Source organism: Anaerocolumna sp. MB42-C2 (genome assembly GCF_030913705.1).
Lineage (GTDB): Bacteria > Bacillota > Clostridia > Lachnospirales > Lachnospiraceae > Anaerocolumna.
The window spans coordinates 529,633-549,177 of record NZ_CP133190.1 but is presented as its reverse complement, the minus strand read 5'-3'; the positions used below and the strand labels follow the sequence as shown (position 1 = coordinate 549,177).

Annotated in this window: 15 protein-coding genes; 13 read left to right on the top strand and 2 right to left on the bottom strand. The window is 35.2% G+C overall.

The window, feature by feature from the left end; genetic code table 11:
• The first annotated feature begins 8 nt into the window (after positions 1 to 8).
• From infB to RBU59_RS02405, 6 genes are all read left to right on the top strand, one after another.
• Positions 9 to 3,119, top strand: a complete 3,111-nt coding sequence (infB, locus tag RBU59_RS02430; protein WP_308146295.1) for a translation initiation factor IF-2 — start codon at positions 9 to 11, stop codon at positions 3,117 to 3,119.
• 385 nt (positions 3,120 to 3,504) lie between these two features.
• The gene (gene rbfA, locus RBU59_RS02425; RefSeq protein WP_330698463.1) at positions 3,505 to 3,999 is read left to right on the top strand and encodes a 30S ribosome-binding factor RbfA; all 495 of its coding nucleotides are present in this window, start codon (positions 3,505 to 3,507) and stop codon (positions 3,997 to 3,999) included.
• A gap of 131 nt (positions 4,000 to 4,130) precedes the next feature.
• Entirely contained in the window at positions 4,131 to 5,114 is a 984-nt protein-coding gene (locus RBU59_RS02420) for a DHH family phosphoesterase (RefSeq protein ID WP_308146294.1), read from the top strand.
• Complete coding sequence (gene truB / locus RBU59_RS02415) at positions 5,111 to 6,019, top strand: tRNA pseudouridine(55) synthase TruB (RefSeq protein ID WP_308146293.1); 909 nt, start codon at positions 5,111 to 5,113, stop codon at positions 6,017 to 6,019. The genes RBU59_RS02420 and truB overlap by 4 nt, the downstream gene beginning before the upstream one ends.
• A 242-nt stretch (positions 6,020 to 6,261) precedes the next feature.
• A complete protein-coding gene (locus RBU59_RS02410; protein WP_308146292.1) occupies positions 6,262 to 7,188 on the top strand; it encodes a bifunctional riboflavin kinase/FAD synthetase in 927 nt (308 codons plus the stop codon).
• 36 nt (positions 7,189 to 7,224) lie between these two features.
• Entirely contained in the window at positions 7,225 to 7,653 is a 429-nt protein-coding gene (locus RBU59_RS02405; protein ID WP_308146291.1) for a hypothetical protein, read from the top strand.
• A gap of 298 nt (positions 7,654 to 7,951) precedes the next feature.
• Here RBU59_RS02405 and pdxR read toward each other — a convergent pair whose 3' ends face one another.
• Complete coding sequence (gene pdxR, locus RBU59_RS02400) at positions 7,952 to 9,376, bottom strand: MocR-like pyridoxine biosynthesis transcription factor PdxR (RefSeq protein WP_308146290.1); 1,425 nt, start codon at positions 9,374 to 9,376, stop codon at positions 7,952 to 7,954.
• A 210-nt stretch (positions 9,377 to 9,586) separates the two neighbouring features.
• On the opposite strand from pdxR, the gene RBU59_RS02395 reads away from it, so the two are divergent.
• Positions 9,587 to 10,390: an ABC transporter ATP-binding protein gene (locus tag RBU59_RS02395; RefSeq protein ID WP_330698462.1), complete on the top strand. Its 804-nt coding sequence runs from the start codon at positions 9,587 to 9,589 to the stop codon at positions 10,388 to 10,390.
• Positions 10,387 to 11,973, top strand: a complete 1,587-nt coding sequence (locus RBU59_RS02390) for a putative ABC exporter domain-containing protein (protein WP_308146289.1) — start codon at positions 10,387 to 10,389, stop codon at positions 11,971 to 11,973. The genes RBU59_RS02395 and RBU59_RS02390 overlap by 4 nt, the downstream gene beginning before the upstream one ends.
• A 121-nt stretch (positions 11,974 to 12,094) precedes the next feature.
• Here RBU59_RS02390 and RBU59_RS02385 read toward each other — a convergent pair whose 3' ends face one another.
• The gene (locus tag RBU59_RS02385) at positions 12,095 to 12,475 is read right to left on the bottom strand and encodes a MerR family transcriptional regulator (protein ID WP_308146288.1); all 381 of its coding nucleotides are present in this window, start codon (positions 12,473 to 12,475) and stop codon (positions 12,095 to 12,097) included.
• A 309-nt stretch (positions 12,476 to 12,784) separates the two neighbouring features.
• Here RBU59_RS02385 and RBU59_RS02380 point away from each other — a divergent pair, with 309 nt between their 5' ends.
• The 5 genes from RBU59_RS02380 (at position 12,785) to RBU59_RS02360 (ending at position 19,363) form a co-directional block, all read left to right on the top strand.
• Complete coding sequence (locus RBU59_RS02380; protein ID WP_308146287.1) at positions 12,785 to 13,921, top strand: aldo/keto reductase; 1,137 nt, start codon at positions 12,785 to 12,787, stop codon at positions 13,919 to 13,921.
• Positions 13,922 to 14,300: 379 nt separating this feature from the next.
• Positions 14,301 to 14,834, top strand: coding sequence for a CDP-alcohol phosphatidyltransferase family protein (locus RBU59_RS02375; protein ID WP_308146286.1), 534 nt, complete (start codon positions 14,301 to 14,303; stop codon positions 14,832 to 14,834).
• Between the two features lie 101 nt (positions 14,835 to 14,935).
• The gene (locus RBU59_RS02370) at positions 14,936 to 16,075 is read left to right on the top strand and encodes a GGDEF domain-containing protein (RefSeq protein WP_308146285.1); all 1,140 of its coding nucleotides are present in this window, start codon (positions 14,936 to 14,938) and stop codon (positions 16,073 to 16,075) included.
• Between the two features lie 428 nt (positions 16,076 to 16,503).
• Positions 16,504 to 18,273 (top strand): sensor histidine kinase, encoded by a 1,770-nt coding sequence (locus RBU59_RS02365; protein ID WP_308146284.1) that lies wholly within the window; start codon positions 16,504 to 16,506, stop codon positions 18,271 to 18,273.
• Positions 18,260 to 19,363 (top strand): response regulator transcription factor, encoded by a 1,104-nt coding sequence (locus tag RBU59_RS02360; RefSeq protein ID WP_308146283.1) that lies wholly within the window; start codon positions 18,260 to 18,262, stop codon positions 19,361 to 19,363. Before RBU59_RS02365 ends, RBU59_RS02360 begins: the two co-directional genes overlap by 14 nt.
• The last annotated feature ends 182 nt before the right edge of the window (positions 19,364 to 19,545 follow it).

Genomic DNA, 19,545 nt, shown 5'->3' with positions numbered 1-19,545 from the left:
TAGTAAGTATGGCAAAAATTAAAATATATGAATTAGCAAAAGAAATAGATAAACATAGTAAGGATATTATTACTTTTTTAAATGAAAAGGGTATGGAAGTAAAAAGTCATATGAGCAGTATTGATGATAGTACTGTTTCTATGGTTAAAAGTCATTTTGGACCTAATGTTAAACCGGCAGAGGCTCAACCGGCAGTTAAAACAGATTATGTTTCCAAAACAGCTCCAGCTCCATCCGCACCGGCTTCCAATACTGCAGTTCATACAGCTTCAGTTACACAGCAAAACAACAGACCAGCAGGAAACGGTTATTCCGGCCAGAATAACCAGGGAAATACCAGGTATAACCAGGGTAGTTCAGGCGATCAAAGAACATCTGGACAATATAATCAAAACCGTCCGTATAATCAAAATGGGCAAGGCCAAAACCGTCCGTATAACAGACCGCAGGGAGATCAGCAAGGTCAGAGAAATACCGGTGACAATGGTATGAGAACATACGGTCAGGGTAATCAACATTCCTCTTCCCAAAACCGTAACTACGGGCAAAATAATGGGCAGAGTCAGAACCGTCCATATAATCAGAATAATCAAGGCGATCAGAACCGTACTCCCTACGGTCAGAATGGGCAAGGCCAAAACCGTCCGTATAATCAGAATGGGCAAGGCCAAAACCGTCCGTATAATCAAAATGGGCAGGGCCAAAGTCGTCCGTATAATCAGGGCAATTCCTATGGTCAGGGAGGTGGACAGGGTCAGAATCGTCCGGCCGGTCAAGGCGCATCATCAGGACAGAACCGTCCCTATGGTCAGAATAATCAATCTGGCGGACAGTATCGTCAAAACCGTCCTTATAATCAGGATCAAAACCGTCCAATGAATAACGGACAGGGCAGACCGAATACTTATAATAATGGAAATGACAGACCGAATCAAGGCGGTGCAAGACCCTATAATTCTCAAAACAACAGACCGGGTCAAAACGGCGGATACAATAACTATAACAGGCCACAGGGTGGTTCAGAGGGCTCCGGCGGTTACCAGAATAGAAACTATACTCCCGGTTACGGCGGTATGAACAAAGACAAAGATGATTATAATAAAGATGGAGACGCTAGAAAAAGAACGCCCGGCAGATCAGATACCAGAAGCGGTGACACAAAGAAATTTGATGCTCCGATAGGAATGTCAAGAAGTGACTCTGCAAACAACAGAAACAGCAGAGCTAATAAAAGTGTTAAAAACACGAAAAATAATTATAGTCATAAACAGATCGATACGGAAAACTTAGATGAAATTAAAATACCGAAAAAAGGACAGTTTATTAAACCAAAGCCGGTTCAAATACAGGAAGCAAAAGCAGATGAGATTAAAACGATAACACTTCCGGATATTTTAACGATTAAGGAATTGGCAGATAAAATGAAATTACCTGCTTCTGCTTTGGTAAAGAAACTATTCTTAGCCGGTAAAATGGTATCTATTAACCAGGAGATAACATTTGAAGAAGCAGAAGAAATTGCAATTGAATTTGATATTATAGCAGAACATGAAGTTAAGATAGACGTTATTGAAGAATTGCTGAAAGAAAAAGAGGAAGATGAAGAGAATTTAGTAAAACGTCCTCCGGTTGTCTGCGTTATGGGTCACGTTGATCATGGTAAAACATCACTTTTGGATGCGATTCGTGAAACGAATGTGACTTCCCATGAAGCAGGTGGAATCACCCAGCATATTGGTGCTTATGTGGTTGAAGTTAACGGTGAAAAAATTACATTTTTAGATACGCCTGGTCATGAAGCGTTTACCTCTATGAGAATGAGAGGAGCACAATCTACGGATATTGCCATTTTAGTAGTCGCTGCCGACGACGGTGTTATGCCGCAGACGGTTGAAGCTATCAGTCATGCGAAAGCTGCCGGTATTCAAATCATCGTAGCAATTAATAAAATAGATAAACCAAGTGCTAATATCGAAAGAGTGAAGCAGGAATTAACAGAATATGAACTGGTTGCGGAAGACTGGGGCGGTGATACGGTATTTGTTCCGGTTTCGGCCCATACCAGGGAAGGTATTGAGCAGTTATTGGAAATGATCATACTTACTGCAGAAATGGTTGAATTAAAAGCTAATCCTAACCGTAATGCCCGAGGTATTGTAATTGAAGCGGAATTAGATAAAGGACGCGGTCCGGTAGCCACCATTCTTGTACAAAAAGGTACATTACATGTGGGAGATGCCATAGCCATAGGATCATCCTACGGAAAAGTAAGGGCGATGATGGATGATAAAGGTAGACGTGTAAAAGAAGCAACTCCGTCTACTCCTGTAGAAATATTAGGCTTAAATGAAGTACCGGATGCAGGAGAGATCTTTATTGCAACAGATAATGAAAAAGAAGCACGTTCCATTTCAGAAACTTATATATCACAAGGCAGGGAACGACTTTTAGCTGATACCAAAGCAAAGTTATCGTTAGACGGCTTATTCTCACAAATTAAAGCCGGCAATGTGAAAGAACTTAATCTGATTATTAAAGCGGACGTTCAGGGTTCTGTGGAAGCGGTTAAACAAAGTTTGGTTAAACTTAGCAATGATGAAGTAGCAGTACGTATTATCCATGGTGGTGTAGGTACTATTAATGAATCCGACGTGTCACTGGCAAGTACCTCCAACGCTATTATCATTGGTTTTAATGTTCGTCCTGACAATACGGCTAAGGAACTTGCAGACCGTGAAAAGGTAGATTTAAGATTATACCGTGTAATCTATAATGCGATAGAAGATGTGGAAGCCGCCATGAAAGGTATGCTTGATCCTACTTATGAGGAAAAAGTAATCGGTCATGCAGAAGTTAGGCAGGTATTTAAAGCTTCCGGACTTGGAACGATTGCCGGTTCCTATGTTCTTGACGGAAAAATTACGAGAGGTTGTTCTGCAAGAATAACAAGAGAGGGTGAACTTATTTTTGAGGGTACCCTGGCTTCCTTAAAGAGATTTAAAGATGATGTAAAAGAAGTGGCTTCAGGATATGAATGTGGTCTTGTATTTGAAAAATTCAATGATATTAAAGAATTTGATATGGTAGAACTGTATATTATGCAGGAAGTTCCCAGATAATAAATACGTGTAATTATACCAATTTATAAATAAGATAAAATATATGCGCCATAAAAACGGGCTGTTATATAGTACCTTTATGGCGCTGCTATATTAATTGAGGCATTTTTCTTGCGGTATGCAATGGGTTAAATGTGAAGAAAAAAACATCTTCACAAAGTGAATTATGCATATTAATTCACTTGGGAAGAACCTCGAAATGAGCACAAAGTGTGCTCATTCCAGACTTCTTCCTCCATTATTTGAGATGCCGCCTAAGCGGCGTCATGTCGGAAAGGTTGAAAGAAAATATAGAAAGTGAAAGGATGCCGCAGATGGATTCTTTCAACCTCTTTTCATTGAGGCAGTACCGCAAACCAGTTAGCGGTATGTAATGGGTGTAAAAATGAGAAAAAACAGTATTAAGAATACCAGAATTAACGGTGAAGTTCAGCGGGAATTAAGTCAGCTTATTAACAGAGAAATTAAGGATCCAAGAATTAATCCAATGACCTCAGTAGTTGCTGTTGAAGTAGCTCCGGATCTAAAACATGCAAAAGTTTATATCAGTGTTCTGGGTGATGAAGAGTCACAGAAAAACACTCTGGCAGGTTTAAGAAGTGCAGCTCCTTATATGAGAGGACAGTTAGCCAGAAGTATCAATTTACGCAATACACCGGAACTTACCTTTATCTTAGATCAATCTATAGAATATGGTGTTAATATGTCCCGGTTGATTCATGAAGTTAATAAAGATTTAGAAGATGAACAAACTGAGGATTCTTCTGCGGAAGTGGAAGATGACGGTTATGACTCTGATGAAGAGTCAGAAGATGATGTAGAAGACGATGTAGAAGACGATATTAAAGTAATAAATGAATCAAAACCAGATGAAGAATAATGATTTCTAAACAAAAAGGAAAACAGTCCAAAATGGTACAAACATGGAGGGATACCTTAAGAAGCGGCATAAGTAGTTAAGAAGCAGAATTTGTATTGCTTTACTGGTATTGTTTGTGTATGGAGGTTAGTATGAAAAATGTATTAGATGAATTGAGAGATGCCAGAACCATAGGAATTGCAGGTCACATTAGACCAGACGGTGACTGTGCAGGTTCCTGTCTGGCATTATATCATTATTTAAAGAAAAATCTGTCTGGAAATCCGGTTATCGATTTATATCTGGAGACAATTCCTGAGAAGTTTAAAATCATTGGAGATACCGAAGTAATTAAGAAAGAGAATACCGAAGGTATTATTTATGATGTTTTTATATCTTTAGACAGCAGCAGTTTAGATCGTTTAGGATTTGCACAGATTTATTTTGAGCAGGCACATAAAACTATAAATATAGATCATCATATCAGTAATTTGAATTTTGCTGATGTCAATCACGTAGAAGAGGAAGCAAGTTCAACCTGTGAAGTTCTTTTTGATTTATTTGAAGAAGATAAAATTGAAATATCCATAGCAAAAGCGTTATATCTCGGAATTATTCATGATACCGGGGTATTTAAGCATTCCAATACTTCGGAGAAAACCATGAATATAGCAGGTAAACTTATTTCAAAAGGTGTTCCCTTTTCTCAAATAATTGATGAAACATTCTATATAAAAAACTATCATCAGAACCAGATCTTAGGCCGGTGTCTGTTAGAGAGTATATTAATTCTGGGCGGCAAGTGTATTGTAACTTCCGTTAGTAAAAGAATGCTGGAATTTTATGATTCAACCTCTGCAGATTTGGATGGTATTATAGACCAGCTCAGGATTACGAAAGGTGTGGAGGTAGCCATACTGCTTTATGAAACAGATTTTCACGAATACAAAGTAAGTATGAGAGCCAACGGAGAAGTTGATGTCAGAAAGATCGCCTCTTATTTCGGCGGCGGAGGACATATTAAGGCAGCCGGTTGTACGATGCACGGTACCATTCACGACGTAGTAAATAATCTGACTGGGCACATAGAACATCAATTAGCGAATTTAACAAGTGAACAGGAGTCGGAATATTGATTAACGGAATTATCAATGTATATAAAGAAAAAGGATTTACTTCCCATGATGTCGTTGCTAAATTAAGAGGTATTATTAAACAGAAAAAAATCGGACATACCGGCACCCTTGATCCTGATGCAGAAGGGGTACTGCCTGTTTGTCTTGGAAATGCAACAAAACTATGTGATATGCTGACAGAAAGGGATAAAATTTATGAAGCTGTTCTGTTACTTGGATTCACTACGGATACGCAGGACATATCCGGTACTGTATTAAATACTTCTGAGGTTACTGCAGACAGAGAGCAGATTGAGAAAGCTATTTTTAGTTTTGTAGGTGATTACAATCAATTACCGCCTATGTATTCTGCTATAAAAGTTGGCGGTAAACGCTTGTATGAACTGGCCAGGGAAGGCAAAGAGATTGAAAGGGAGACCAGGAAAGTAAGGATACATAATATCCGAATTCTTGATTTTAATGTAGAAAAACATGAAATAAGAATATCAGTGGAATGTTCAAAAGGTACTTATATCAGAACTTTATGCCATGATATCGGTGCCTTTTTAGGATGCGGCGGCTGTATGAAAAGTCTGTTAAGAACCAAAGCCGGAGCCTTTTCTCTGGAAAAAAGTTTAAAATTATCTGAAATTCAGGATGCTTTCGTGCAAGACCGTTTACAGAATTATATAATAAAAGTAGATGATATGTTCCCTGATTATCCCCAAATTATTGTATCTGAGGAATATACGAAATTAATTTATAACGGGAACTCTTTTTATAAGGAGCAGATAAAAGAAGAAACTGTTGTAAATTATGATAATAACAGAAAGTTACGGGTTTATGACTGGCAGTATCAATTTATCGGGATATATGAATATGTATTTAAAGAGAAAGTATTTAAACCGGTAAAAATGTTTTTGTAAGTTTAATAGAAGTACAAGCGTGATAGAAAAACGCTTTCCCACTGGAAGAACCTTACAATGAGAGCAAAAGGTACTCATTGCAAGCTTCTTCATGTATTATTTGGGATGCTGCCAGAGCGGCATCATGTCTGGAAGAGTGAAAGAAAATTTAGAAAAGAAAGATGCCACATGTGGATTCTTTCACTTTTTCTTATTTGTGGCAGTATCGCAGGTTGGCCTGCGATATGCGATGGGTGGAAAATATGAAATATATAACTGGTAAAACGGATTTTAAACTTCATAATTCAGTCGTATCTTTAGGAAAGTTTGATGGAATACATCGCGGGCATCAGCTTTTGCTGGATAAGATATTAGAGCAAAAAAGTAAAGGATATCAGGCTGTGATGTTTACTTTTATGTTTCATCCAAACAACCTGTTTTCAGATATAGAAATTGATATCATCTATACGGAAGAGGAAAAGCGGTATTTATTAGAACAAAGCGGTTTGGATGTCTTAGTCTCATACCCTTTTACGGAAGAAACCGCTTCCATAGAACCGGAGGATTTTATAAAAGATGTTTTAATTAACAACCTGGATGCAAGGATGATAGTTGTCGGTTCGGACTTTCGCTTTGGACATAATCGGAGAGGAAATGTAACCTTGCTTGAAGCTATGTCCGGTATCTATGGTTATGAATTAGTTGTATTTGATAAAATAAAATTGGAAGATCAGGTAATCAGCAGCTCTTATATACGGAATGAACTTTTGGAAGGCAATTTAGAAAAGGCGAACTCCATGTTAGGCAGACCGTTTTCCATAATCGGAGAGGTGCAGCATGGCAGAAAAATTGGACGTACGTTGGGATTTCCTACTACGAATCTGATCCCGGCAGAACATAAATTATTGCCTCCGAATGGTGTTTATGCGTCCATTACTATTATAAACGGTAAAAAATATCCCGGTGTTACCAATATTGGATTTAATCCGACCGTGGGTACTACGCCGGAACGCAGGGTTGAAACATATATTTTTGATTTTGATTCGGATTTATACGGTACAACCATTGAAGTTTGTTTATATAACCAAGAGAGACGTGAAGTTAAATTTCAGTCATTAGATGAACTGAAAGCGCAGATGCAAAAAGATATACTATTCGGACGAGAATATTTTTCAAAGATAAAGTATTAAAGAAATTGCCTTTTATTATAATGAGGAGGAATAAGAATGAAAATAATACACCGTACTTTACTGATACTGCATTTATTTGTTGGTTTTGGGGCTATGGCAGGTGGTTATGCTGCGATATCCAATCCGTGGAATCCTCTTGGTATTACAGTCGAGGCTCTGAAACTCTCCCCTTTTCATAATTTTTTTATACCTGGGATCGTATTGTTTATCGTTATGGGTCTGGGAAATATTTTTTGTGCTTTTCTGTTTCGCTTTAAGATACGGTATCAAGGGTATTTTAGCGGAGTTATAAGCGGAGCGTTAGTTATTTGGATTATTGTACAATGTATTATGCTTCAGGCTGTTGCGTCCCTTCATGTAATATTTTTTTTGATAGGGTTCGTTCAAGGTATATTATCTTTGACTCTTTTGTTCGAGCAACGGTTATTTCCGGCTAATTTAATTTTATCCGTATTAAAAAAGTAGTATTAGCGGAAAATATGGATTTTTTATTTACATAATTTAGGTTTTATGGTTTAATGCTTCGTATTTAAAACTTATTTTGAAAATATAATTTGTGGAATTGTTTATTTTAAAGCAATAATACTTTTAACAAATAAACAAGAATCTAATAAATATTTTGATTCATTTTTGGATAAAATAACTTTATAAAATTAAGCATAATGAAAGGGGGAATATTATTCCCCCTTTCATTATGTGCACTCCTGTGCAATATTCTGACAGATTTGCTGACTGCGCGCGTCGTGAAAATATAATATTCTTTTTATAACATAGGATCCAGGTAACTGTTTAGTACTTCATATAAAGCATTAATTCCGTCTGGAATAGTATCTTCCGGTACATTGGCGTAACCTAACAGAATTGAGGGTGAAGAAAAAGTATCAACCTTTTTTATATAATGTTCATTAAGTCCGTACAATTTAATTTCCTTTTTTTTAGCTATTTCTATTATTTCATTCTCGGTTGCCTTACTATTAAAATGCAATACTAGATGTAAACCACCGTTTTCGCCCTCAATAACTACTTTTTCTCTGAATAATTTCAAACATTGAACTAACAGGTCATGTTTACTTTTATAAATTTTTCTCATTTTATTTAAATGCCGTTCAAAGTATCCGTCCGTAATAAAGTGTGTAATTATGTTCTGATCTACTCGGGATACCGTAGAAGAGTAATAGTATAAATGTTTTTTATACAATTCAAGAAGCCTTTTTGGCAAGACCATATAACCAACACGAATAGCCGGTGCTACTGCTCTGGAAAAGGTTCCAAGATAAATAACCTTACCGGAGGAATCAATACCCTGCAAGGCCGGAATCGGTTTTCCTTTGTATCGGAATTCACTGTCATGATCATCTTCAATAATATAACGGTCAGGATCCTTATCGGCCCATTGTAATAATTCCATACGGCGTTTAATTGGCATAACAATTCCAAGCGGATATTGATGAGAGGGAGTTACATATACTACACTGGCTTCCGATTCATATAACGGCTGCATCTTAATACCATTATGATCTAAGTCTATTGGTAATACGGAATAATGCAGTCCGGTAAATATTTTATATGCCTGTTTGTAGGTTGGATCCTCCATGGCTATGGTTCTAATGGTATTTACATATTGAAAAAGCTGGGAAAGCAGCTGAAGCAGGTAATCCGCCCCTGCTCCAACAATAATCTGCTCTTCACTGCAATTAACACCGCGGGATTCAAAAAGATATCGGCTTATGGCATATCGAAGACTTTCGTCACCCTGATTATCGCCTAAGAGAAACAGAGCGTTATTATACTCATTCATACAGTTTTTAGACAACTTACGCCAGATATTATAAGGAAAATTATTAATATCAATGGCAAACGGTGAGAAGTCATACCGATATTGCTGTTTGGTTTGTATTGATGTTTTTAATACTGAAGGACCATGTGGATTTATATGCATCAGGTCGGATACCATAGCCACATAATATCCGCTTTTGGGTATGGATTCAATATATCCTTCTGAAACCAACTGTGAATAGGACATATCCACCGTATTCCGGCTTACCTGCAGATTTATTGCTAAGCTCCTGGTAGAAGGTAATTTATAACGATAAGGAAGTGTTCCGTTTTTAATCTCGTTTTTTATATAATTATAGATTTGTTCATACATTGGCAGGGATGAATGGGGATCAATATTAATAGTAAGCATGTGGATACCTCCTAAATTGGTATGGTAACAATGTTAATTATATAATAATAGAATCATACCAGTTGTTTAATTGTTTAGCAAGTTATTATTGCATTTCCATAATATGTATGAGATAATCAAAACCATGTAGTACAGGTATTTCCGGATTTTTAGAGCTGAAAGCATTAAGGATACAGAAATAATATAACTCATTGTTTAAGATTTTATTAAATGTTTCAAATTGCAGTTGCCTGTTACTATATAAAAATAAAGGAGGGATTTTGCGGTAGTTCTGCAAAAATTTTTAGTATGATAGAAGTTAAAAACGTTACAAAAAAATATGGTAAGTTCCTGGCGAATGATTCATTGAGTTTTAAGGTTTTTCCCGGTGAAATTTCTATACTGGTTGGTCCTAATGGAGCTGGTAAGTCTACCATAATCAAAAGTATCGCCGGTTTATTAAGATTTCAAGGTGAAATCTTAATCTGCGGTAAAAAGAATAAAACAACAGAGGCTAAACGCAACTTAGGATATATTCCAGAATTACCTGCCCTTTATGATATGCTGACGATATGGGAGCATATGGAATTTATAGCCAGGGCTTATTCTCTTGAGAATTGGAAAGGTAAGGCGGAAGAATTATTCCAAAGGTTTGAATTGGATGATAAAAAGAATAAATTAGGTAATGAACTGTCAAAAGGTATGCAGCAAAAGGTAAGTATCTGCTGCGGTCTTCTGCCAGATCCAAAAGTACTGTTATTTGATGAACCTTTAGTTGGGTTAGATCCGCATGCCATTAAAGAATTAAAAAATCTGTTTGTGGAATACAAGCAGAATGGTACTGCAATATTATTAAGTACTCATATGCTTGACAGTGTTTCTGAATTTTGGGACAGTACAAACATTATGATGAATGGTAAAATCGTTGCATCCAGATCGCGCAGGGAAATAGAGGGCACCGGAGAAGATTTAGAAAAACTGTTTTTTGAAATTACGGAAAGAAATAAAAATGCTCAAGTTGAGGTGAAAGTATGAAAGCATTAATTTACCTTATGAGAACGACATTTAAAAACAGAATATTAAATCTTAGGAAAAAACCTGCATATTTAGTTTTGTATGGTATTATAGCGGTTGTAATTGTGCTTATGATAATTTCTTCCATACAAACGGGAAGTAGTGTTTCTAACTCGAAACATTATTCGGATATTCGGGTCTTATATGCTATTGTAGCAGGCATTGGAGCAATATTTTTATTTTCTTTTGTTAATACCGGTTTGTCAACGGGATCTACCTTATTTACCATGGCAGATGTTGGACTTCTTTTTGTGGCACCAATAGCTACAAGAAAGATACTGATTTATGGACTGATTAAGCAAATGGCTGCCACTTTTTTAAGTGCCATATTTATATTTTACCAAATACGATCAATACGGAGTAGTTTTGGACTGGGATTAGGTGCTATCTTTAGTTTATTTTTAGTCTATGCTATAGTCATATTTTTCTGCCAATTATTATCTATTGGAATTTATATATTTACCAATGGGAATAAAAGACGAAAGAATCTGATAAGCTCAGTTTTATATGGATTGTTTATAGTAACGGCTTTGGAAATCTATGTTCAATATTTACAACATAGTGGGACCATATTAAATGCTTTATTAAATTTAATGACCTATAAACCATTTCAGTTCATGCCTGTTGTGGGGTGGTCAGTATTATTCATGAGTGCTACAGTGGAGGGCAATGTTGCTTCACTGCTTCTTTCTTTATTGTTATTTTTAATAAGCAGTATCATTATTATATCCATGTTTACGACTGGTGAAGCTGATTATTATGAAGATGTATTGGTCAGCACGGAGATGACATATAATAGGCTTCAGGATGCTAAAAATGGTAAAAGAGCAGCTAATAGAAAAAAGGTAAAAATAAAAAAAGAACAGATCGGGCTGCAGGGCGGTAAAGGATACAGTGCCATATTCTATAAACATTTATTAGAACAGAAGAGAACCAGCAGTTTCCTTTTTCTTGATACTTATACGATTTTGACGGCAGCAGGTGCCGGTTTCTTATGCTATTTTATGAAAACGGAGTACTCGGTTTATATTGTACTTGGAATTATAGTTTATATCCAGTTCTTTTTGACTGTATTGGGCAAGTTATCGGATGAATTATCCAAGCCATATATTTATCTGATACCTGAAAAGTCAATTAGGAAAGTGTTATCGGCGTCAATGACCAGTATTATCAAACCTTTTTTTGATGCTGTTATTATATTTACTGTCGTCACTATAATCAGTAAAACTTCACCACTCTTAAATATATTTTTGGGCCTTGCATATGCTTCTTCCGGTGTTATTTTTGTCAGTTATACCTTATTGTGTCAGAGAGTTCTTGGAAATCAGCCTAATAAAGTAATTTCATCAATGTTAGGTCTGTCTTTATTTATGATTGTTATGGCTCCCGGAATAGGTACAAGTGTAGCAGCAATCCTATTATTGCCAAAAGCATTTTCGTTTCTTGGAACAGTGCCTTTTACATTCTGCTGTATTGTTATATCAATATTTATATTTGCGGTTTGCGGGGATTTATTGGATAAAGCTGAATATACAGGCAAATAAAAGAATTATAGATAGAGCGTCAGCCGGCTGACAGTATAGGTTATGACAGAGTGCTTGTGTAAGAAACAAATAGGTGCTTAAGTTGGTTTATAAGCACCTAGTCCTAATAATTTCAATTGAATTAGTGTTCACTGTCTATATGAAAAATTCCGATTTCCTTATAATGTTCTATTTTATAATTAACAGTACTTAAACTGCTTTCTAATTGTTTCATCTGTGATAATATATTTTCTTTGTGTTTTAAAAGAATATTTTTTCGTATCTCCACTGTTTCATTTCCTTGCAAGCACAAATTCATAAACTCTTTAATGTTATCAATTGACATTCCTGAATTCTTCAGGCAACAGATTAACCCAATCCAATCAATATCGTTATCTGTAAACTTCCGTATCCCACTTGGGCTTCTTTTCACCAGAGGCAATAAACCCTCTTTATCATAATATCGTAAAGCGTATATGGAAAGTCCGGTTTTTTCTGAAACCTGTTTTATCGTATATTCCATGCTAACGTCCTCCATTGTCTCCTAAGTTTCCCCATCCTATATAAAATAACATATTAAAAAAATTGTGTCAATTATCATACGTTTTTTTGATATAACATTCATATATCTGGTTATTCATTTTACATAGAATGAGAAAAAAACATTGACCTAGAGTTAACTCTATGGACTATACTCGAATTATGTTTATGCTATAGAAGCAAAAATCTGTTCCTATAGTCAAATACACGACGCAAAAACAGCGCCTTTTATCAGAAGCTTGATAAGTAACTTATGATAAGCTATTATGTATTGGTTTGAAAGGAGTTTAAAATGAATTACAGAAAATTTGGTAATACCGGTGAGAAAATATCTGCACTTGGATTTGGCTGCATGAGGCTTCCGGAATACGAAGAAGACGGTAAATGGTTTGTCGATCAGGAAAAAGCAACAGAGATGTTGTTACATGCCTATGAAAATGGAGTTAATTATTTTGATACTGCGCCATATTATTGTCATTCTAACAGTGAAGAAGCAGTGGGAAAAGCGTTAAAGGCTGTTCGCGAGAAGATTATGATATCTACAAAGATACCGGTAACTGATTGTAAGTCCACCGGAGATTACAGAAAATTTTTAGAAAAAAGTCTTGCTAAATTAGATACACCATATATAGATTTTTATCATTTCTGGGGTATCAATAAAAAATCTTTTGATGAGGGAATTATAGGAATGCATTTATTAGAAGAAGCTAAGAAAGCGAAAGAGGAAGGGTTAATCCGTCATATTTCCTTTTCATTTCATGATGATGCACAGAATATTAAGTATATTATTGATACTGCTGAAGAAAAAGGTATTCCGATGGAAACCATGCTGGTCCAGTATAATCTGCTTGACAGAAGTAATGAAGAGATGATAAATTATGCAGGTGCCAAAGGTCTTGGTGTAGTAGCAATGGGACCGGTTGGCGGAGGAAGACTTGCTGCACCTACGGACCTTTATACCAAATTAACCGGTAAACCCTCCATTGCTACATATGAACTGGCATTTAAATTTGTATTAGGTAATCCGTATTTAAGCTGTGCTTTGTCAGGAATGCAGAATATCGATATGGTAGAGAAAAATTTAGCTATCGGTAGTGATAATACGTTACTTTCCAAAGAAGAATGGACTCAATTAGGTGATGCGGTAGAGCAGCTTAAAAAATTCAGTGAATTATATTGCACCGGATGTTCTTATTGCCAGCCATGTCCGGTGGGTATTAATATTCCTCACATTTTTAACCTATATACTTATCATAATGTATATGGATTAACGGATTATGCAAAATCAGAAATGAATAAATATAAAGCAGAAGCTGGCAAAACAATTGAAAATTGTAAAAATTGCGGCCTCTGTGAAAAGAAATGTCCTCAGAAGCTTAAAATCCGTAAGGAATTAAGCCGAGTCGAGAGTATTTTAGCTGCCATATAATATAGGAATCCAGTAGTCATAACATTAATTATAAATGATTTAAATCTTTCTGTTAATATAGTTTTAAGTGCCAGCTTTCTGTGATTTGAGGTATTATGAATCACGGAAAGCTGTTTTTATTTACATAAAATTAAAGTGTAAATATTGGAGCCTCACTTGCCATAATACTAGAGATATAACAAATGGAGAACCAAACCCCAGTTTCAAGATTTGCCTAAATTTGAGAAAATTTAACATTTTATATAGTAAAATTTAAAAAAGATGGTATAATGATTCATAGCGTAAAAAAATTGTAATAAAAGAATGGTATGCCACATATTGGAAGATTCCAGTTAAATGATTTAGTGAGAGAGAAAGAAAACAGGAGCGAGAGTAAACATTGAAATATATAGCTAATATAATCACGGTATCAAGAATTTTTTTATCCCTCATATTATTTTTTATGTTCCGATATCCGCAGATATTTATAATCTTATATATTATTTGCGGCGCGAGTGATCTTTTAGACGGATATATTGCACGAAAAACAAATACTCAAACCGAACTTGGGGCAAAATTAGATTCCATTGCTGATCTATTCTTTTTTGCTGTAATCATGGTATCCATTATATTGTGGATGGGAATTGATTTCATCAGATTTATCCCATTTATTATACTAATTTTGATTATTCGCCTGATTAATATTGGCATAGGAATATTTAAATATCATACTTTTGTTATATTACATACCTGGGGTAATAAACTTACCGGATTATTTGTCTTTTTTATTCCTATAATCAGTTTTACTCATCAGAGTGTAATTTTTTGGCTGATCTGCATAGCAGTTTTATCCGCATTGGAAGAAACCTTAATACATCTTTCTTCAAAGCAGCTTAACAGGGATCGAAAAAGTTTATTTCTAATAGATAAATAGTTTTATCGAATTATAGAAGTATATATTGAGAATATGATAATAGCTATTACTTAATACATATAAAACTTTTATAGCCAGTAATTATAATAAGGAGCATGCATATGAATTTAGCTAGTAACATTATTATAAATATGTATTCGACCGGGATTCTTATAGTCATCTATATCTTCTCATTAAAACATAATGAAGAAAATTCTCTTCAGAATAAACTATATAAATGGCTGTTGAAAATCACCATATTGATGCTTTTCGTAGATATATTAAGCAGATTTGACGGTAAGACAGAACCTTTCTACCCGTTAATCAACCATATTGGTAATTTTGTAGTATTTTTGCTTAACCCGATTATGTCATCTTTATGGCTGGTTTATGTATATGACCAGATATATCATAAAATAGAAAAACCCAAATACCTGCTATTATTAATAAATGCAGTAAATGGTTTGAATCTGGTATTACTAATTTGCACACAATTTTTCGGTTGGTATTATTATATTGATACCGATAATATATATCATAGAGGTCCACTTTTTTTGTTTGCAGCACTTGTGACTACAGGTTTTGTTCTGGCAGCTTTTATACTAACCCTAATCAATCGGGACAGAATTGATAAGAAACATTTTTTTTCACTTATTTTTTGCGGTGTTTCACCGTTTGTCTGTATTATAATACAGATTAATTTCTATGGTTTATCCATTGTTTTACATGGAATTGTATTTTCTTTATTAATTGTGGCATTGTATGTCCAAAACAATAATATATATACTGATTATCTTACAGGGGTATATAACCGAAAAAAACTCGAATTATATTTAAAACAGAAAATCAGTTTAAGTACGAACGCCAGGACCTTTTCCGCAATAATGCTGGATTTGGATAACTTTAAATCAATAAATGATACCTATGGACATGATACAGGTGACCGTGCTTTGCAGATATCGGCCAAATTATTAAGAGGGTGCTTACGTTCAAATGATTTCATTTCGCGTTTCGGAGGGGATGAGTTTTGTGTCATTCTTGATATATCGGATGAAATAAAACTAGAAGAGACTGTTACAAAAATCAGATATGCTTTAGAAAAATATAACTGTACCAATGCGGAGCCTTTTAATTTAAGCTTCAGTATGGGTTATTCTGTTTATGATTTTAATTCGAACCTAAGTACGAAAGAATTTCAGAAATTGATTGATAAATATATGTATGATAATAAACAGATTACCAAAGAAAAGAAACTAAATTAATTACTTAGTGGCCAATCGGTTGAAAGTGAACATAAACATTGTTAACAGATTATATGGAAGTAAAAAAATTTTGTAAGACCAGTATCAGATAGTGATGCTGGTTTTTTTATTGCATAGAAAGTTCTCCGAACTTACCTATGCAATAAAAAAACTTTCCAGGCAGGATGCGTTTGACGCACTTAAGGAAGATGTCACTGTCGTGACAGCGCGTCAGCGCTAGAGTCTGGCTCGCCAGACTCTTTTCGTTTCATAGGTGGGTTCTGCGAACTGCCCCATAAAATAAAAAAACGATTTGTAATTAAGTTTAATAAAATACAATAATCCAGATTAAATAAATACAAAAGAAAATCATTATGCTTTTAGCTTTACATGATATAATAGTAAATTATAACATAAAATATAAACCAATATAATGCCGGGAGGGCAAAATGCAACGAAACAAAAACTTATCCATACGCAAAAAATTATTAATCAGTATGTTAACTTTCTCGGTATTTCTGGTTGTTTTAATTACTGTGATAGCAGCTTATATTACATATAACACAATGAAAGATCAGTTAATCTATAACCGCAGGATGAGTGTACGATGGGTGCAGGACAGGTTGGACCTGGAACTTAAGAATTACACGGACCGTTTTTATGAGTTTGAAGTTGATAAAGATATTAAAACGGATATTAAAAAATGGTGCAGATTAAACGAATTGGATTATAAATCTAAATTAAGATTGATTTCTGCCTTAAACGAAACCATCAGCATGGACAGTAATCTTAATTCCATGGAATTATATAATCTGTCAGGCAATCTGGTGTTATTGGCAAAACGGTCCGGAGCCTCCCTGATGCCGACTGATGACAGACTTTCAAAGTGGAAACAAAGAGATTCCAGTCTGCAGACCAATCTGGTATTCTTAAGAAATGGTAAGGAAATTACTGCCGCTCATCAAATTTATAATTTTTATAACCATAAGCCGATTGCCTTAATTACCATGCAAATGCGTCCGTACGAAATTCAGGACATTTTAGAGGACATTAAAATGACTGCGGACGAATCCATTATGATTTATAATGACCAGAATGAATTAATCGAAGCAGATTACGGAAATAATTCGGTAATACATGCAGATAAGGCAGTTCATATTATGTCGAAGTTGGATAAATCCCATTTGCAGGAAACATTTGAAGACGGCAATTTCTGGTTTTACAGATCCGTAAACGGCGCCAAATTAAAAGTTCTTTTAACTGTTCCGAACCGCACCATTGTATTTGCATTAAGTAATACTATATTGGGTGGTTTATTAGTGGCGTTTTTTGCCGTTATCATCTCTGTAATTGGATCCATACTTTTTTCACGGGTATATAGCAAGCCAATAATTGAATTGTCAGCAAAAATGACTACTGTCATGCTGGATGATTACTCAGATGTGAAATCAGAAGAACGAGCTGATGAGATCGGTGTTTTGCAGGATAGCTTTGCAACCATGCTGGAACGTAACCAGAGATTGATCAGGCAGGAATATCAGAGCAAAATTGATAAAAGAGATGCACAACTGCGGGCATTACAGGCTCAGATCAATCCTCATTTTATGTATAACACGCTTCAGGTTATCGGAGGGATGTCCCTTAAAAAACAGGCTCCCGAGATTTATTCGGTTACTACCGCTTTAAGCGATATCATGAGGTACACATTAAATTTCTCTAAGGAAATGGTTATTTTAAGGGAGGAAATTCATTATCTGCAAAGTTATCTCATGATACAGAATGAAAGATTTGGTAACCGCATCGACTTAAACTTGCACATATCCAGAGAATTAATGGATTATATGATACCAAAATTAATTTTACAGCCAATTGTGGAAAACAGTTTTGAGCATGGACTTACGAATAAATCCGGTAAATGGAGCATTGAACTGGAATGCCTTATAACGGAGCAGAGTGATTTGCTTTTGATCGTTACCGATAACGGGATTGGAATTACTCCAGAAAGATTAAAGGATATTAGAGAGATGTTAGGGAATGATGCAGAAAAAGCATTAAAAGCAAGCTCCCATATAGGACTTTGTAATGTACATTCCCGTATAAAACTGAAGTATCCCGGTGATAACTATGGCGTAACGATTGACAGTACAGCCGGTCAAGGAACCAAGGTACAAGTATTATTAAAAGCAGTAAAGGAGGTTGTATATTATGATCAGATATAAAGTAGTTATTATTGATGATGAGCCATGGACAAGACAAGTTATCAAAAGTCTGGGGGAGTGGGAGAATAAGGGACTTGAAATTGTCGGCGAAGCCTCGGACGGGGAGTATGGATTAGAATTAATCAGACAGACGTCGCCGGACATAATACTTACGGATGTAAAGATGCCTCAGCTAAGCGGTATCGAATTGATAGATAGTTTAAGAAGAGAGGGTAATAAATCACTGGTAATATTTATCAGCGGATATGATAATTACGCCTATATCCGTAGTGCTCTTAAATTGGAGGTGGTAGATTATCTGTTAAAACCAATTAAAAAAGAAGAATTAAATAATCAGCTGGACCATTGTTTGGCCTTACTATCGGATAAAAAAGAAAGTACCAGGGCAGTTATTAATATAGAAGAGGGATTTCTTAATGTAAGCTGGGCAGGTAAATTTAACGGTTTAAGGGATGCGTTATATGATGCATTATGCTCCTGCGATTTACAGGTAATACAGCAGAAATTTGAGGCGGTCAGGAAGTTAATTATCCTGGAAAATCAGAATATACCTTTATCAAAAGGAAATATGATCTGTATTTATTATACGTTGATGAATGTTTTACAGAGATTTATCATAAGCAGGGAATATGAACCGGATGAAGTCTTTTCCGATGAAACAACAACATTTGTTTTCAGCAGTGAAAGCACATTAGAGGAGATGTTATCTTTCGTTTGTCACTTATACTTAAAAGCTGCCTCAGTGATACAGGAATTGACCAGAAACCGAAATAAACTGGATATCGGGAAAATAAAAGGTTATGTTATGGAACATTATACAGAGGGAATCACCTTAGAACAAACTGCGGAATTGTTTTATGTCAGTAAAGAATATTTAAGTAAAACTTTTAAAGCATCCATTGGGAAAGGCTTTTCGGAATATGTAACGGCTTTAAGAATGGAAAAAGCAAAGGAGCTAATTCTGGATTATAAAATACCAATAAAAGAGGCGGGAAGTTTAGTCGGATATGTGGATCAGGCTCATTTTTATAAAACTTTTAAGAAATATTACAGTAAAACACCCGGAGAAATAAGGGAGTTTAATAATTGACAATAAATTATACTTAAAATAGAAAATGCCTTTTTGCAGTAATAGTTGTATTATCTTACTATAGTTAATCACAATATTTGTATTAACTACAGGTGTAGCTACCCCAAATTATTATATGTAAAAAGAACATGGAGAGGAAAAAGTTGAAAGAAAATTTAATAAATGGAAGGAATGCCACATAT

What these genes read in the sequence shown, in the direction of transcription:
- infB (WP_308146295.1), top strand. Translation starts at nt 9, where the DNA reads ATGGCAAAAATTAAAATATATGAATTAGCAAAAGAAATAGATAAACAT.
- rbfA (WP_330698463.1), top strand. Translation starts at nt 3,505, where the DNA reads ATGAGAAAAAACAGTATTAAGAATACCAGAATTAACGGTGAAGTTCAG.
- RBU59_RS02420 (WP_308146294.1), top strand. Translation starts at nt 4,131, where the DNA reads ATGAAAAATGTATTAGATGAATTGAGAGATGCCAGAACCATAGGAATT.
- RBU59_RS02410 (WP_308146292.1), top strand. Translation starts at nt 6,262, where the DNA reads ATGAAATATATAACTGGTAAAACGGATTTTAAACTTCATAATTCAGTC.
- RBU59_RS02405 (WP_308146291.1), top strand. Translation starts at nt 7,225, where the DNA reads ATGAAAATAATACACCGTACTTTACTGATACTGCATTTATTTGTTGGT.
- pdxR (WP_308146290.1), bottom strand. Translation starts at nt 9,376, where the DNA reads ATGCTTACTATTAATATTGATCCCCATTCATCCCTGCCAATGTATGAA.
- RBU59_RS02395 (WP_330698462.1), top strand. Translation starts at nt 9,587, where the DNA reads ATGTTTCAAATTGCAGTTGCCTGTTACTATATAAAAATAAAGGAGGGA.
- RBU59_RS02390 (WP_308146289.1), top strand. Translation starts at nt 10,387, where the DNA reads ATGAAAGCATTAATTTACCTTATGAGAACGACATTTAAAAACAGAATA.
- RBU59_RS02385 (WP_308146288.1), bottom strand. Translation starts at nt 12,475, where the DNA reads ATGGAATATACGATAAAACAGGTTTCAGAAAAAACCGGACTTTCCATA.
- RBU59_RS02380 (WP_308146287.1), top strand. Translation starts at nt 12,785, where the DNA reads ATGAATTACAGAAAATTTGGTAATACCGGTGAGAAAATATCTGCACTT.
- RBU59_RS02370 (WP_308146285.1), top strand. Translation starts at nt 14,936, where the DNA reads ATGAATTTAGCTAGTAACATTATTATAAATATGTATTCGACCGGGATT.
- RBU59_RS02365 (WP_308146284.1), top strand. Translation starts at nt 16,504, where the DNA reads ATGCAACGAAACAAAAACTTATCCATACGCAAAAAATTATTAATCAGT.
- RBU59_RS02360 (WP_308146283.1), top strand. Translation starts at nt 18,260, where the DNA reads ATGATCAGATATAAAGTAGTTATTATTGATGATGAGCCATGGACAAGA.